9 protein-coding genes are annotated in these 16,357 nt (G+C 73.2%); all 9 read left to right on the top strand.

The genetic code is table 11. The features are described 5' to 3' along the window. The first annotated feature begins 11 nt into the window (after nt 1–11). The 9 genes from ABD208_RS01445 (at nt 12) to ABD208_RS01485 (ending at nt 16,331) form a co-directional block, all read left to right on the top strand. Complete coding sequence (locus tag ABD208_RS01445; RefSeq protein WP_344098886.1) at nt 12–989, top strand: AAA family ATPase; 978 nt, start codon at nt 12–14, stop codon at nt 987–989. After that, complete coding sequence (locus ABD208_RS01450; protein WP_344098887.1) at nt 986–2,284, top strand: DUF58 domain-containing protein; 1,299 nt, start codon at nt 986–988, stop codon at nt 2,282–2,284. Before ABD208_RS01445 ends, ABD208_RS01450 begins: the two co-directional genes overlap by 4 nt. Further along, on the top strand, nt 2,281–4,740 hold the full coding sequence (locus tag ABD208_RS01455; protein WP_344098888.1) for a transglutaminase TgpA family protein: 2,460 nt from the start codon (nt 2,281–2,283) through the stop codon (nt 4,738–4,740). The genes ABD208_RS01450 and ABD208_RS01455 overlap by 4 nt, the downstream gene beginning before the upstream one ends. Continuing rightward, nucleotides 4,737–6,758, top strand: a complete 2,022-nt coding sequence (locus tag ABD208_RS01460; protein ID WP_344098889.1) for an RDD family protein — start codon at nt 4,737–4,739, stop codon at nt 6,756–6,758. Before ABD208_RS01455 ends, ABD208_RS01460 begins: the two co-directional genes overlap by 4 nt. Continuing rightward, nucleotides 6,755–7,588: a PP2C family protein-serine/threonine phosphatase gene (locus ABD208_RS01465; protein WP_344098890.1), complete on the top strand. Its 834-nt coding sequence runs from the start codon at nt 6,755–6,757 to the stop codon at nt 7,586–7,588. The genes ABD208_RS01460 and ABD208_RS01465 overlap by 4 nt, the downstream gene beginning before the upstream one ends. Nucleotides 7,589–7,607: 19 nt before the next feature. Then, nucleotides 7,608–9,302 (top strand): FHA domain-containing protein, encoded by a 1,695-nt coding sequence (locus ABD208_RS01470; protein ID WP_344098891.1) that lies wholly within the window; start codon nt 7,608–7,610, stop codon nt 9,300–9,302. 114 nt (nt 9,303–9,416) lie between these two features. Further along, nucleotides 9,417–11,144 carry a serine/threonine protein kinase gene (locus ABD208_RS01475; RefSeq protein WP_344098892.1) on the top strand — a complete coding sequence of 576 codons (1,728 nt, stop codon included), beginning with the start codon at nt 9,417–9,419 and terminating at the stop codon, nt 11,142–11,144. Continuing rightward, entirely contained in the window at nt 11,141–11,854 is a 714-nt protein-coding gene (locus ABD208_RS01480; protein WP_344098893.1) for a hypothetical protein, read from the top strand. The genes ABD208_RS01475 and ABD208_RS01480 overlap by 4 nt, the downstream gene beginning before the upstream one ends. A 1-nt stretch (nt 11,855) precedes the next feature. Beyond that, a complete protein-coding gene (locus tag ABD208_RS01485) occupies nt 11,856–16,331 on the top strand; it encodes a type VII secretion EssC family protein (RefSeq protein WP_344098894.1) in 4,476 nt (1,491 codons plus the stop codon). Nucleotides 16,332–16,357: the final 26 nt, after the last annotated feature.

Raw genomic sequence — 16,357 nt, forward strand, 5'->3', positions numbered from 1 at the left:
GGTAAGAACACATGAGCAGCACGATGACCCCCGAGCAGGCGGCCTGGTTCGCGCAGACGTTCGACCGTCTGGTCGGCAACGTCGGACTGGCCGTGCTCGGCAAGTCCCAGGTCATCCGCCTGGCGCTGACCTGCATGCTCGCCGAAGGGCACCTGCTGCTGGAGGACGCCCCGGGCACCGGCAAGACGGCGATGGCGCGTGCGATCGCGGCCTCGGTACAGGGCTCGAACAGCCGCGTCCAGTTCACCCCGGACCTGCTGCCCTCCGACGTCACCGGCGTGACGATCTACGACCAGAAGACCGGGAAGTTCGACTTCCACAAGGGCCCGATCTTCGCGTCGATCGTGCTGGCCGACGAGATCAACCGCGCCTCGCCCAAGACCCAGTCCGCGCTCCTGGAGGTCATGGAGGAGGGCCAGGTCACCGTCGACGGCATCCAGCACAGCGTGGGCGCCCCGTTCATGGTCATCGCGACGCAGAACCCGATCGAGCAGGCGGGCACCTACCGCCTGCCGGAGGCGCAGCTGGACCGCTTCCTGATGAAGACGTCGGTCGGGTACCCGGACCACGCCTCCACGGTCGAGATCCTCGGCGGCGCCTCGGTCCGTGACCGCAGCAAGTCCCTGCAGCCCCTCATCACCACCAAGGCCGTCACGGAGATGTCCGCGCTGGCCCACACGGTCTACTCCGACACCGCGGTGCTGGAGTACGTGTCGCGCCTCGCCGAGGAGACCCGCAACGCGGCCGAGGTGCGCGTCGGCGTCTCCGTCCGTGGCGCCCTCGCGCTCGTGCGCTGCTGCAAGGTGTGGGCGGCCGCGCACGGCCGCAACTACGTGCTGCCCGACGACGTCAAGGACCTCGCGCAGCCGGTCTGGGCGCACCGCTTCGTGCTCGACCCCGAGGCCGAGTTCGCCGGCGCGCAGCCCGACATCATCCTCGCCCGCATCCTGTCCGACGTCGCCGCGCCGCAGGAGCGTGTCTCCGCATGACGACGACGGCGACCCGGCCGCCCGTCACCACTCCCACGACGTCGCCGCCGGGCAAGGGCAAGGCACGGACCACCGCGGGCCGGGGGCCGGCGCGGGACCGCGGCCTGGAGGCCCGGCGTGCCGTGCGCCGCGGCTGGCTCGCGGCCGCGGCCTTCAGCGGCTTCGGCGTCGCGGTGCTGGTCGTGGCCGTGGCCGCCTGGATCGCGGGCCTGACCTTCAGCTGGGTCGAGGTGCTGATCGTGGCGGTGCTGCTGACCGTGACCCTCGTCGCGGCGACCGTGTTCGTGCTGGGCAGGTTCCGCTACACCGTGGTGCTCGACCTCGCCCAGCGCCGCGTCACCGTCGGCGACCGCGCCGTGGGGCGCCTCGACGTGCGCAACGACTCCGGCCGCGCGGTGCTGCCGTCGGTGATGGAGCTGCCGGTGGGCACGGGTACCGCCGCCTTCCCGGTGCCGCGCCTCAAGGCGGGCGGGGCGCACGAGGAGATCTTCACGATCCCGACCCGGCGCCGCTCCGTCATCTCGGTGGGCCCGGTGAAGTCCGTGCGCGCCGACCCGCTCGGCCTGCTGCGCCGCGAGGTCGTCTGGACGGAGCCCGAGGAGCTGTTCGTGCACCCGCAGGTGAAGAACCTGATGGGCTCCAACACCGGCTTCTTCAAGGACCTCGAGGGCCGCGTCACGACCGACATCTCCAACTCGGACGTGTCGTTCCACGCGCTGCGCAACTACGTGCCCGGCGACGACCGGCGCCACATCCACTGGAAGACGACCGCCCGCACGGGCCAGCTCATGGTGCGCCAGTTCGAGGAGACCCGGCGGTCCCACCTGGCAGTACTGCTCAGCACGCGCGCCGAGGACTACGCGAGCGAGGAGGAGTTCGAGCTCGCCGTCAGCGTCTGCGGCTCGCTCGGTCTCCAGGCGATCCGCGAGGACCGCGGCGTCACCGTCATGGTGAACGACACCGGGAACCTCCGCGGCGACCACCGCACGCGCCTCCTGGACGACCTGTCCCGCATCGAGCTGAGCTCCACGAGGTCGACGCTCGCGGACCTCGCCCGGATCGCGGGCACCACGGTCAACGACGCCTCCGTGATGTCGTTCATCACGGGCAGCCTGGTCACGCCGACCGAGCTGCGTTCGGCGTCGGCGCGCCTGCCCGCGGGCGTGCAGGTGATGGCCATCCAGTGCGTGCCCGGGGCGTCCCTGTCGCGGCACGCGATCGCCGAACTGGGCGTGCTCACGCTCGGCAAGCTCGGCGACCTCCCGCTCGCACTGCGAAAGATGAGTGACGGATGAGTTACGAGGAGACCACTCGCGGCGGTGCGCGCCGCGGGATCAGCCCGGACGGCAGCCGGCCGAGCGGCCTCACCGGTTCGAGCACCCGCGACGGCGGCACGACGCGGAACTACGCCGCCAGCCGTCCGCGCGCCCTGACCAGGGGCGCCTGGTTCGACCTGGGCGCCGTCGCGCTCATGTGCGGTGCGATCGTCATCGGCTTCGCCCCGGTGTGGGGCACGCCCGGCTACCTGATCCCCACCGTGGGCGGCACGGTGCTCGGTCTGGCCATCGCCTGGCTGTGCGCCTGGCGCCGCTGGCCCGCCGTGACGGTGGCCGCCCTCGCCGTCGTCGGCTACCTGCTGTTCGGCGCCGCGCTGGCGCTGCCGCGCGACGCGATCGCCGGGGTGATCCCGAGCCTGACGACGCTGCGTGAGCTGCTGCTCGGGGCGGTGCAGGGCTGGAAGTCGTTCGTGACGACGGTTCCCCCGCTGGCCTCGTTCCCGGAGCTCGCCGTCGTCCCCTACCTCATGATGTTGCTGATCGCGCTCGTGGCGGGGAGCATCGCGCTGCGCGCGCGGTACGCGTCGTGGGCGCTCGTGCCGATCGTCCTCGGGTTCGCCGGCGTCATCCTGATGGGCACGCTCGACGTCGCCCTGCCGGTCGTGCAGGGTCTGGCCATCGCGATCATCGGCCTGCTGTGGGGCGGCGTGCGCGCGATGGGCGCCCGCGTCGGCACGCACTCGATCAGCACGGAGCAGAGCCGCGAGGCCACCCGCCGCCTCACCTGGTACCGGGTGCGCACGGGCGCGGTCATCCTCGGCGTCGCCGCCCTCGCGGCCGGCTTCGCCGGTCCCGCGCTGCTGCCCGGCGGCGAGCGCGTGGTGCTGCGCGAGGAGATCGTGCCGCCGCTCGACATGCACGAGTTCGCGACACCGCTCTCCTCGTTCCGGTACTACAGCGAGGACGCCAAGGAGGCGGAGATCCTGCGGATCACCGGCCTGCCGGAGATGGCCCGGGTCCGCCTCGCCACGCTCGACCAGTACGACGGCGTGGTCTACGACGCCACCGGCAAGGGCGGCGCCACCGGTACCTTCTCCCGGGTCGGCGAGCAGATCGTCACCCAGGCCGAGGGCACCCCGGCCACCATCGAGGTCACCTCGGTCGGGTACGACGACGTCTGGGTGCCGGCGGTCGGCGATCTGACGGGCGTGCACTGGACGGGCCCGCGCGGGTCGGAGCAGTCGCTCGGTACGTACTACAACAAGGAGACCGAGACCGCGGTCGCGCTGTCGGGGCTCGAGCCGGGCGACACCTACACGCTCGAGACATTGCTCACCGCGCCTCCCTCGGAGGAGGACCTGAAGGACGCCACGATCGCCGAGGTCGATCTCCCGGCCACCGAGAAGACGGCGCTGCCGGGGCAGATCGCGCCGAAGACGGCCCAGTTCATCGGCGACAAGACCGACCAGGCCGAGAAGCTGTTCCTCATCCGTGACGCGCTCGAGGCCGCCGGGATCCTGGCGACGGGCTCCGAGGGCGCCGCCCCGGCGCGCCCGGGACACGCCGCCGAACGCCTGGACTCGATGCTCGACGACGAGGACATGATCGGCGAGGAGGAGCAGTTCGCCACCGCGTTCGCGCTGATGGCCCGCCAGGCCGGCATCCCGGCCCGCGTGGTCATGGGCTTCCGCGAGGACGACGAGAGCGAGGAGCGTCCCGCCGGCGAGGAGTGGACCGTCCTCGGCTCGGACGTGCACGCGTGGATCGAGGTGCCGTTCGAGGAGTACGGCTGGGTGCCGGTCGACGTCAACCCCGACGAGGACACCAAGGTCCAGCCGCAGCCGCAGACCAAGGACGTCCCCAAGCCCCCGGTCCTCGAGGAGCCGGAGCCGCCGGAGGAACCCGAGCAGAACAAGGCCGGGAGCGTCGAGGACGACGAGCAGGACGAGGCCGACAACGACGGTTTCGACTGGGGCAAGCTGCTGGTGATCCTGCTCGCGGTGGCGATCCCGCTGATCCTGGTCCTGCTGCCGATCCTGGTCATCCTCGCCTACAAGGCGCGCCGCCGGACCCGGCGGCGCAACGCCGAGGAGCTCTCCGACCGGTTCAGCGGCGGCTGGCACGAGGTGGTCGATGTCGTGACCGATCTGGGGACGTCCGTGCCCCGATCGGCGACACGCCGTGAAGGTGCTGGCCTTATAGCGACAAAGCACGAGACGCCAGGCACACTGATGCTCGCGCACCAGGCGGACGCCACGGTGTTCAGCGGGCGGCAGCCGTCCCAGGCCGAGGTCGACTCCTTCTGGAAGGAGGTGGACACGGTCATCGGGGGCCTACGCTCGTCCGTGAACACCCGGCAGAGGATCGCCGCGGCGTTGTCGCTGCGGAGCGTCCGCGCGCGGATGGCGGGCGGACGCGGGTTCCTCGCCGCGTGCGCTGACCTGGTGAGGCGAGGCCCGAAGGAGAAACGATGACGGACGTGGTGTGCGGCGGGTGCATGTCGCGGCAGCCTGCGGGGACGCAGTACTGCGGCGTGTGCGGACGCGAGTTCCCGCGCACGGGCAGGCCCGTGGTCGCGCAGGAGCAAGGGCCGCAGAGTGCTGTCCAGCAGCAGGCCGGGAGCTACGGGAGCCAGGGTGCTGACATCCCGTACCACCAGCCCAGCCGGATCGAGGAGGACTTCCACACCGGGACCCTCGTCCCGGTGCGTCCGGCTGCCCCTGCCGCCGCGCCCGAGGCCGTGTACGCGCACGTCGGCAAGCGGATCGTCGCGTACCTGATCGACGGCGCGGTGAGCGGCCTCCTGTTCGGGATCCCCTACGGGATCGCGCTCGCGATGGCGCAGCCGCCCGCGGGCGAGACCTCCGTCAGCGCGACCGAGGCCCAGGCGATGGTCACCACCTGGATGGTGGGGCTGGGCATCGGGCTCGTCCTGATGCTCGCCTGGAGCATCTCGATGTGGGTCTGGGAGGGGAAGTCCGGCAAGACCCTGGGCAACCTCGCCCTCGGGATCCGCACGGTCGCGGCCCGCGGCCTCGGCCCGATCGGCTTCGGGCGGGCGTTCCTGCGCCCGTTCCTGATCGGCGTGAGCAACATCGTGCCGGGCGTGGGGCCGATCCTGATGCTCCTCAGCCCCTTGTTCGACAACAGCGGGCGCAAGCAGGGCTGGCACGACAAGGCGGCGAACGCCGTCGTCGTCGACGCGACGAGGAAGCCCGCGCCCGAGGTGGCCGGCTTCCACCCGGAGGCGCGCCAGGTCACCTCCGCCACGGGCCTGCCCGCGCCCGCCCCGGTCCAGGGGCAGCTCGCGGCCGCGAGCGGCACCGCCAGCCCGGGCGCCCTGCGTGCCGCCGGGCAGGCGTACAGCAACGCGGCGGCGGCGTCCGGCCAGTACCCGGCCGGGTCCGGCCAGTACCCGGCCGCGTCCGGGCAGCAGCCCGGCGAGCCGGCGCCGTACCAGCAGCCCGCCGCGCAGGCGCCCGCGTCGTTCACGCCCGACGGTTCGGCCGCCGCCCCCGATCCGTGGTCGTTCCCGAGGTTGGGGGAGCCGGCGGCCGGTGCGGGCCTGATCACCGACGTGCCCGGCTCGTCGCCGGGGGGCCCGGCCGGCGGCGGGGCCGGGACGCCCGGCGGCCCGCAGCCCGGGCAGCAGCCGGGGCAGTTCCCGCAGAGCGGGCAGTTCCCGCCCGTCCAGCCGCCCGCCCAGCAGGCGGGCGGCGTCGCGCCGTCGGCCCCGAACCCGTTCCCGCCCGTGTCGTCCGCGGCGCCGTCCCCCTTCCCCCCGACGTCGTCGGCCACGCCCTCGCCGCCCGCGACGCCGAACACCCCGCCGCCGCTGACGGCCGCGAACACGATCCCCGAACACCCCGTCCTGGAGACGTCGCCGTACCCGCCGGTCTCCCAGCCGCGGCAGCGGGAATCCCAGCCCACCCGGGCCGTGAGCTTCGACGAGCTGACCCCGGCGCAGCAGGCCCACCAGCCGTACCCGGCCCCGCCCGTCCAGGACCAGACCCCGTCCGGCCGCCACGCCGCGATGCCGGCGGGGACGCCGTCCGGCCCGGACCCGGACGAGACGCGGATCGAGCCCGCGTCGGGCGCCACGCGCATGCAGGCGGCTGTCGGCAGCGGCGCGATGGACCCGCCGCCGGTCGCCGGCGTCGTCCTGGCGCTGGAGTCCGGCGAGCAGGTGCGGGTGGACGGGCCCACGCTCGTGGGCCGGAACCCCTCGGCGCCGGGCAGCACGGGCGTGAACCTCGTCCAGATCCCGGATCCGATGCGCTCGGTGTCCAAGAACCACGCCGAGCTCGGCGTGGACTCGGCGGGCCTGTGGCTCACGGACCGCGGGTCGACCAACGGCACCGTGGTCTCGGTCCCGGGCCTGCCCCCGCGCGTCGCGGAGGCGGGCGCGCGCGTGCGCGTCCCGGTGGGGTCGACGATCCACTTCGGCGACCGCAAGGTCGTGGTCCGGCCCGGATCGGGGACGACGGCGTGAACTCTCCCGACCGCCCTTCGCTGATGTGGGGGGCCGCCTCCGACCGCGGCCGCCGGCGAAAGGTCAACGAGGACGCCTACCTCGCCGAGAACGGCGTGTTCCTCGTCGCCGACGGCATGGGCGGGCACGACGCCGGGGACATCGCCTCGGCCACGGCGCTCGGCGCGCTGAGCTTCCTGCTCGAGGCCGAGACGATCGAGCCCGAGCTGGTCGACGTCCTCGTGGACGTGGCCCAGAAGGAGGTCCGCGCGATCGAGACCGGCCCCAAGGGGCGGGGCGCGGGCACCACGCTCACGGGCGCGGTGCTCGCCTACGTCGACGGCGTGCCCTACTGGCTGATCATCAACGTCGGCGACTCGCGCACCTACCTGCTGTCCAACGGCGAGCTCGAGCAGATGAGCGTCGACCACTCCGAGGTCCAGGAGCTGATCGACGCCGGCATGCTCACCGCGGAGGAGGCGCGGCACCACCCCCGGCGCAACGTCATCACCAGGGCGCTCGGGGGGCCCGACGAACTCGACGCCGACTTCCGGTACATTCCCGTCGAGGCGCACGAGCGCATCCTCGTCTGCTCCGACGGGCTGACCGCCGAGGTCGACGACGACAGGATCCGCGAGATCCTGCTCGCCTGTCCCGATCCCGGGAACGCCGCCCAGGAACTGGTCGACGCCGCCCTCGAGGCGGGCGGCCGGGACAATGTGACGGTGCTCGTCGTGGATGTGACCGGAGTGCCGAGCGACAACCACGGCGACACGGCCGACCGCGCCACGGACATCGTGCCGGGCGGACTACGACAGCTGGAAGACACGCAACCACGGAACGGCGGCTGAGCCCGCCGGAGGGACCGAGATGACTGTGCACTACACCGAGGGATCCGCCCGCGCCGTGATCCGTGGCGAGACCGTCGTGGTCCTGCCCGGGGCCAAGGTCGACGACACCCTGCTCCGGGCCCTGTGGACGGAGCTCGGCGACGCGTCCGACGGCGTCGCCGCGGCCCTCGGGGTGCTGACCTCCCGCGAGGGCGGGCTGCGCGCCGTGCCGCCGTTCGCCGTGGTCTCCGTCCAGAGGTCGGGCAGCGCGCACGTGGCGGTGCGCGGCGCGGGCCTGGACGTGACCGTGGCCACGGCGGGCGGCCCCGTCCCGGTGTCCGGTCAGGACGTCGTGTCGTGGTCCGAGCGCGTGATCGAGGAGCCGACGTCGTTCGTGGTCTCGGTCGCGGACGGCACCGCGCCCGCGTCCGGGTCCGGTGACGGGTTCCCGGTCGAGTCCGCGGTGGTGGCGGCGGGCTCGGTCCGCCGGGTCCTGGTCGAGGGAGCCGACGACGCCGGGCCGGCGGCGGCCCCCGGCGGAACGCTCGGCGAGTTCGCGACGTTCGGGTCAACCCCGGCCGCCGAGGACGTCCCGCCCGTCCCCGCTCCGCCCGTGGCCGGACGGCACACGGACGCCCCGTCCGGCGCCGCGGCGCCGGAACCGGCCGGCCCGGCCTTCGGCGCGGCGGGCGCCACGGCCTTGCCGGGCCCGGCGTCGTCCGGCAGCCCCGTGCCGGAAACCACCCAGATCGGCGGCGGCGACGACGAGTACGAGCACCTGTTCGGCGAGACGATCATGCGCAGCGTCGAGGACGCCGCGGTGCGCGCCCCGGAGGAGGACGAGGAGGACGAGCCCGCGGCCAAGGAGCCCGGCAAGCCCGCCGCCGCGGTGCCGCCGCCCCCGGCTCCCGGACCGCCCGCACCGCCCGCCGCCGACGAGGCCCCCGGCCTGATCTCAGCCGTGCCCGGCGGCTTCCCAGGCCCGTCCCCGGCCGCTCCGGGCGGCACGCCCGCGGCGGCGCACCGCGCGGCCTCGATCGGCGCCGAGGCGTCCGCGCAGGAGACCATCGCGCCCACGGGCGACGAGCCGGACGACCACGACGGCCACACCGTCATGCAGTCCGACCTCGCGGACCTGCGGCGCGCCGGGGGCCTCGGCCAGGCGGCGCCGGGCGCGGGCGGCACACCGGCGCCGGGTACGGGCGGCACGCCCGCGCCGACGGCGTCGGCCGCCGGAACGGGCCCGGAGATCCTGGCCGTCACCTGCCCCAACGGACACGCGAACCCGCCCTCGCGGCCGACCTGCCGCACCTGCGGCGACGACCTGTCGGGGGAGCCGGCGCCCGCGCCGCGCCCCGCCCTCGGGCGGCTCGTGGTGAGCACCGGCTCCGCGCAGGCGGGCGCCGCGGGGCCGCGCGGCGAGCAGGTGGTCGAGCTCGACCGGGCGGTCATCGTGGGCCGCCGCCCGCGCACGTCGACGACGTCGGCCTCCGGGATGCCGCGGCTGGTCACGGTGTCCAGCCCCAACCAGGACATCTCCCGGTCGCACCTCGAGGTCTCGCTGGAGGAGTGGCAGGTGCTGGTCTCGGACCTCGCGACGACCAACGGCACCACGCTGATGCGCCCGGGCCAGCCGCCCCGGCGCCTCCACCCGAACGAGAAGGAGATCATCGCCGACGGCGACGTCGTCGACCTCGGGGACGGTGTGACCCTGAAGTTTGAGGGGATCTGGTGAAACTGATCGAGATTCACCCGGACTCTGCGAGGATTCGGCGGGTCTGAGAGGTAGCTGGACGTCCGGCGTGCACACCATCCGCCAGGAACGACACACGAACGTAGAAGGAGCCGAGTGAGCAGCAAGCGAGCGCCCTCCGCGCCGCCCCACATCGATGGCTACGACTTCATGCGGGTCATCGGGTCGGGCGGCTTCGCGGACGTGTTCCTGTACGAGCAGCGCCGTCCGCGGCGGCAGGTCGCGATCAAGGTGCTGCTCAAGGAGTGGTCGAGCGCCACGCAGCGGGAGACGTTCGACTCCGAGGCCGACCTCATGGCCACGCTCGGCAACCACCCGTCGATCGTCACGATGTACGAGGCGTCGGCGGCGGGGGACGGGCGTCCCTACCTGGCGATGGAGTACTGCTCCCGGCCGAACCTCGGCGCGCGGTACCGCAGCGAGCGGTTCTCGGTCGCCGAGGCCATGCGCACCACGATCCAGATCGCCGGCGCGGTCGAGACCGCGCACCGGCTGGGCATCCTGCACCGCGACATCAAGCCGGCCAACATCCTGGTGACGCAGTTCGGCCACCCGGTGCTCACCGACTTCGGCATCGCGTCCACGGTGGACCAGGCCGCGGCCGCCGAGGGCATGTCGATCCCGTGGTCGCCGCCGGAGTCGTTCCAGGACCCGCCGGTCAGCGGGATCGCGACCGACGTGTGGGGCCTGGCCGCCACCTGCTACACCCTGCTGGCCGGGCGCACCCCGTTCGAGGTGCCGGGCGGGTCGAACCGGTCGGCCGACCTCATGGCGCGCATCGAGACGGCGCCGCTGCCGCCGCTCGGCCGCACGGACGTGCCGCCGTCGCTGGAGCGCGTGCTGGCCACGGCCATGAGCAAGCGCGCCACGTCGCGGTACCCGACGGCGCTGGCCTTCGCCCGCGCGCTGCAGCAGGTCCAGGTCGAGATGTCGCGCGACATGACGCCCATCGACATCCTCGACGAGTCCGGCCACATGCACCAGGAGGAGGAGGACGAGCAGGACGGCACCCGGTTCCGCAACGTCGTCTCCATCGACCCCGGCCAGCAGCCGCGGGGCTCCTCGCCCGCACCCGGGCCCGCCCACGGATCGTTCGCACTCCAGTCGCCGACGGTCCCGGAAGCCCGGCCCGGATATCAGCCCGCGGCTCAGCCGTCGCCCGGCTTCGTTCCTGCCGCAGCCCAGCCGTCGCCGGGTTTCGTGCCCGCTGCGGGCGCGCCGTCGTCGTTCGACCGTCCCGTCGCGACGGACCTGCCCTACGCGACCGACACCGTGAGTGCCGGTGCCGGCATCGAGGAGACCGTCGCCCGGACGTCCCTGCCCGAGAGCCAGCGCGGCGCGCAGGAGTACCTGGCGCCGGGTCAGGCCGAGCACGAGGAGAAGCCCAGCCCGTGGCGTCTCGTGGCGCCGATCGCGGGGGCGGTCGCGCTCGTGGCGGTGATCATCACCGTCGTCGTCCTGCAGCCCTGGAAGGGCGACGAGCCGGCGGACGACCCCACGGCCGCGATCTCCGCGCCGGGTGTCGACCAGGACGTCGTCACCGGCTACGTGCCGCCGCCGCAGCAGGTCAAGGCCGCGAAGCAGGGCGAGCAGGTCGTCGTGACCTGGAAGAAGCCCGAGGGCTTCGGCAAGGACGACAAGTTCGGCTACCGGGTGGTCAGCCTGGAGGAGGCCGCGGTGATCTACCAGCCCGTGGACCAGAAGACGACCGCCACCGTGCCCGCGATGCCCGGTCAGACCTGTATCGACGTCGTGACGCAGCGGGGTTCCAACCAGTCCGAGCCCGTGCGCGCGTGCCATCCGGCGCAGGGAGCCGGCGGATGAGTTCGCTTGCCATCGAGTTCTGCGGCGAGTGGTTCCGCCCCGAAGGTGACGACCAGGCCGGCGGCGCCGTCTTCGACATCGGCCGCGAGGGGGACCTCGCCGTCGACGACAACCCGTACCTGCACCGCCGCTTCCTGCGGGTCTCGCGCGAGAACGGCATCTGGTGGCTGTCGAACGTCGGCTCCCTGATCTCCGCCACGGTGTGCGACTCCGGGGGCGGCGTGCAGTCGTGGCTGCCGCCCGGCAACCGCCTGCCGATCGTCTTCCCCAGCACGTCGGTCGTGTTCACCGCCGGTCCCACGACCTACGAGCTCACGCTGCAGCTCGAGGACGCGCCGTACCACGAGATCCAGTCCGACGACGACGCCGGGTCGGGCGCGACGACGATCGGCGCGATCCGCTTCACCACCAGCCAGCGGCAGCTCATCGTGGCGCTGTCGGAGCCGATGCTGCGCCGCGAGGGCAGCGGGCTGAGCGAGATCCCGAGCTCGGCGGCCGCGGCGCGCCGGCTCGGCTGGGCCACCACCCGCTTCAACCGCAAGCTCGACAACGTGTGCGAGAAGCTCGACCGGATCGGCGTGAAGGGCCTGCGCGGCGACTCCGGTGCGCAGGCGACCAACCGCCGGGCCCGCCTCGTCGAGTACGCGGTCGCCTCCCGGCTGGTGACCGCCGAAGACCTCCCCCTCCTCGACCTGAAGGACGACGCCTGACGTGCGGATCAAGCTGACACTCAACCGCCCGGACCAGACCAGTGCCAACGTCGCCGTCACCGCCGACGCGACGGCCACCGTCCGGGACGTGGCCGAGACCCTGTTCTCGGCCGACCCGACCCGCAACGGCGCCGCGGCGCCGTCGAACCTGACGCTGCAGGTGCGCGGCGAGTCCGGCGGCGCGGGCGCCGACAGCCGCGTGCTGCGGCCCGAGAGCGACCTCACGCAGGCGGGCCTGCGCTCCGGTTCCACGGTCGAGATCGTGCGGGTCTCCGACCAGTTCATGGTGCCCGGCGCGGACCGCGGCGCCGCGGTCGCGACGCTGCGCGTCATCGAGGGGCCCGACGCCGGCCGTGAGTTCCCGCTGCCCGTCGGGACCTCCTACATCGGGCGCAACCGCGACATGGACATCCGGCTCGCCGACAAGCAGGTGTCCAAGCGGCACGCCCGCATCGTGGTGGGCGAGTCGATCGAGATCCACGACCTCGACTCGGCCAACGGCCTCGTGATGGGCGGGCAGGCGGTCACCCGGGCGACGGTCACCAGCTCCGACATCGTCACCATCGGCAACGACGTCGTCTCCGTCATCGCGCTGCACCGGCACGCGGGCCTGGTCCCGACGAGTCCCGCGGTGGAGTTCAACCGCTCGCCGCGCGTCGTGACGCGGTTCGGCGAGGACAAGATCACGCCCCCCAAGCCGCCGCGGCCCATCCCGCCCGGGCGGCTGCCCTGGATCCCGATGCTCGCGCCCATGTTCATGGGCCTGGCGATGTTCGCCATCTTCCAGAACCCGCGGATGCTCGTGTTCATGTTCATGAGCCCGCTGATCATGGGCGCGGTCTTCATCGACCGGCGGTTGAACGCGAAGAAGCAGTTCGAGCAGGCCACCGAGATCTTCCTGCAGAACTGCGAGGCGACGGCCGAGCGGATCCGGCGCACGCACGCGGTCGAACGGGCCGTGCGGGTCGCCGAGTCGCCGTCGCTGGCCGACGCGCTCGCCGCCACCCGGCGTCTCGGCGGGCTGATGTGGACCCACCGGCCGGAGCACCGCTGGTTCCTGACCGTGCGGCTCGGGATGGGCCGCGCGCCGTCGCGCACCGAGTTCGACAAGCCCCGCGAGAACGAGGGGCTCGCCGAGCACTGGCAGAAGGTGATCGACCTCCAGGAGCAGTGCGTCGTGATCGACGACGTGCCCGCGGTCGCCGCGCTGCGGTTCGGCGGCAACGTGGGCCTGGCCGGTCCGTCCGGCATCGTCGAGGGCGTGGCGCGGTCGGTCCTGCTGCAGATGGTCACGCTGCACTCGCCGGCCGAGGTGGTGGTCACCGCGCTCACCTCGAACCGCTCCCGGCAGGACTGGGAGTGGCTGCAGTGGGTGCCGCACACCGGCTCGCCGCACAGCCCGCTGGGCTCGACCGACCACCTCGCCGCCGACCCGGGTCAGGGCATCGCCCTGCTCACCCGGCTGGAGGAGCTCGTGGAGTCGCGCGGCGTGCGGCTGGACGGCCCGCCGCCGTTCGAGGGCGAGCGCGACCCCGAGAAGGACCGCACCGAGCGGATGCCCAAGCCGGTGCTGCCCAGCGTCGTCGTCCTCGTCGAGGACGACGTCCCCCTCGAACGGTCCCGCCTCGTGCGCCTGGCCGAGCGCGGCCCGTCGGCGAACGTGCACGTCATCTGGGTCGCGCCCACCGTCGAGCAGCTGCCCGCGGCGTGCCGTACCTTCGTCGTCCTCCAGGAAACGGCCGGGCCGGACGGCGCCACCACGGGCCAGGTGCACTACGGCCTGCTGTCCTTCCCCGTGCGCTGCGAGACCGCCGACCTCGCCACGGCCCACGAGATCGCCCGCATCCTGTCGCCGGTGGTCGACGTCGGCGCCCCCGTCTCGGACGAGACGGACCTGCCGCGGTCGGTGTCCTACCTGGCGCTCGCCGGGACCGAGGTCGCCTCGGATGCGAACAGCATCGTCGACCGGTGGCGGGAGAACCTGTCGCTCACGCCGCGGGACGGCTCGCCGCCCGTGCGCCGCAAGAACCCGACCAACCTGCGCGGCCTCGTGGGGCACAACGGCATCGAGCCGTTCTACCTCGACCTGCGCACGCAGGGCCCGCACGCGCTGGTGGGCGGCACGACCGGTGCCGGTAAGTCCGAGTTCCTGCAGTCCTGGGTGATGGGCATGGCCGCGGCGCACAGCCCCGACCGCGTGACGTTCCTGTTCGTGGACTACAAGGGCGGCGCGGCGTTCGCCGACTGCGTGCACCTGCCGCACACCGTCGGCCTGGTGACGGACCTGTCGCCGCACCTGGTGCGGCGGGCGCTGTCCTCGCTGCGCGCCGAGCTGCACTACCGCGAGCACCTGCTGAACCGGAAGAAGGCCAAGGACCTGGCCTCGCTGGAGAAGACCGGCGACCCCGAGGCGCCGCCGTCGCTCATCATCGTGGTGGACGAGTTCGCCGCGCTGGTGGGCGAGGTGCCGGAGTTCGTGGACGGCGTCGTCGACGTCGCGCAGCGCGGCCGGTCGCTCGGGCTGCACCTGATCCTCGCGACCCAGCGCCCCGCCGGCGTCATCAAGGACAACCTGCGCGCCAACACCAACCTGCGCATCGCGCTGCGGATGGCGGACGAGTCCGACTCCAAGGACGTGCTCGGCGACGAGATGGCCGCGCACTTCTCCGCCTCGATCCCCGGCCGCGGCGCCGCGAAGACCGGCCCCGGCCGCATCACGACGTTCCAGACCGGCTACGCCGGCGGCTGGACCAAGGACGAGCCCGAGCTCGCGCAGATCGACGTCGAGGAGCTCGACTTCGGCATCTCCCGGAAGTGGGAGATGCCGGCGCGGGAGTCCGTGGACGACGGCGGGGACCCGGGTCCCAACGACATCGCCCGCATGGTGCGCACCATCAGCGTGGCGGCGTCGTCGGCCGGCGTGCCCGAACCGCGCAAGCCGTGGCTGCCCGAGCTCGCGGCGACCTACGACCTGGCGCTGCTGCCGAACCCGCGCACGGACACCCACCTCCTGCTGGGCGTCATGGACGACCCGCACGGCCAGCGGCAGCCCACCGTGCACTACGAGCCGGACGCGGACGGCAACCTGGCCATCTACGGCACCGGTGGCGTCGGCAAGAGCACCACGATGCGCTCGATCGCGATCTCCGCGGGCCTCACCGTCCGCGGCGGGCCCGTGCAGGTGTACGGGATCGACTGCGGTTCGGGCGGTCTGTCGATGCTCGAGAGCCTGCCGCACGTCGGCGCGATCATCGACGGGGAGGACGAGGAGCGCGTCATGCGCCTCATGCGCCGCCTCACCGAGACGCTGGAGGACCGGGCGGCGCGTTACGCCGAGGTCCGCGCGGGCACGATCACCGAGTACCGGAAGATCGCGAACCGGCCGGACGAGCCGCGGATCATCGTGATGGTGGACGGCATCGGCTCGTTCCGGGACTCGTACGAACTGGCCGCCGGGCGCGGGTTCTCGATCTTCGGCGCCTTCACCCAGCTCGCCACGGACGGGCGGCCCGTCGGGATCCACCTGGTGATGTCGGGCGACCGGGCCGTCTCCGTGCCGCCGTCGCTGGCCTCGACCGTGCAGAAGCGCGTCGTGCACCGCATGGCCCGCGAGGACGACTACATGATGCTGAACACGCCGAAGGACGTGCTCGACGCGACGTCGGCGCCGGGCCGGGCGGTCATGTTCGGCCAGGAGGCGCAGATCGCCGTGCTCGGCGGCGACTCGAACGGCGTCGTCCAGTCGCGTGAGCTGAACAAGCTCGAGCAGGCGATGCTGCGCGCCGGGACGCCGCAGGCGCCCGGGGTGGACCGGCTGCCGGACAACTTCCAGCTCGCGCAGCTGCCGCCCACGGCGGCGAACCTGCCGACGATCGGCCTGCGGGACCTGGACATCACGCCGATCGGGCTGCCGCAGCGCTCGCCGCTCATGCTCGCCGGCCCTCCGGGGTCCGGCCGCACGACGGCGTTCGTCACGATCGCCACGACGCTGCGCCGTGCCTCGCGCACGCGCCTGCTGTACTTCTCGTCGCGGCGCACCAGCCTCGGGGCGCTGGACCTGTGGGACCAGGTGGTGCAGAACCCCGAGGACGTCGTGGAGGCGGTCAAGGAGCTCACCGAGCTCGTGCAGGCCGACAAGTTCGCGCCGGGCGGCCTGACCCTGATGATCGAGAACTACACCGAGCTGGCGGGGACCCCGGCGGAGAAGCCGCTCGAGGCCTTCGTGAAGCTGGCGGTGCGCAAGGAGCACCTCGTCGTCGGCGAGTCGGAGTCCTCGACCTGGTCGAAGGCGTTCGCGCTGGCGGGGCCGTTCAAGTCGGGCCGTAACGGCATCCTGCTGACCCCGGGCGACACCGACGGCGACCTGCTGATGAACACGCCGCTCGGCAAGATCCGCCGGCGGGACTTCCCGCCGGGGCGCGGGTTCCTGATCACCGCGGGGAGGCCGGCGAAGATTCACGTGGCGCTGCCCGAGTGACGGGCGCGCCATCGCTGAGGAAGGGG

The sequence above is a fragment of the Myceligenerans crystallogenes genome (assembly GCF_039529775.1).
Classification (GTDB): Bacteria; Actinomycetota; Actinomycetes; order Actinomycetales; family Cellulomonadaceae; genus Myceligenerans; species Myceligenerans crystallogenes.

What these genes read in the sequence shown, in the direction of transcription:
- ABD208_RS01445 (WP_344098886.1), top strand. Translation starts at nt 12, where the DNA reads ATGAGCAGCACGATGACCCCCGAGCAGGCGGCCTGGTTCGCGCAGACG.
- ABD208_RS01470 (WP_344098891.1), top strand. Translation starts at nt 7,608, where the DNA reads ATGACTGTGCACTACACCGAGGGATCCGCCCGCGCCGTGATCCGTGGC.
- ABD208_RS01455 (WP_344098888.1), top strand. Translation starts at nt 2,281, where the DNA reads ATGAGTTACGAGGAGACCACTCGCGGCGGTGCGCGCCGCGGGATCAGC.
- ABD208_RS01450 (WP_344098887.1), top strand. Translation starts at nt 986, where the DNA reads ATGACGACGACGGCGACCCGGCCGCCCGTCACCACTCCCACGACGTCG.
- ABD208_RS01480 (WP_344098893.1), top strand. Translation starts at nt 11,141, where the DNA reads ATGAGTTCGCTTGCCATCGAGTTCTGCGGCGAGTGGTTCCGCCCCGAA.
- ABD208_RS01460 (WP_344098889.1), top strand. Translation starts at nt 4,737, where the DNA reads ATGACGGACGTGGTGTGCGGCGGGTGCATGTCGCGGCAGCCTGCGGGG.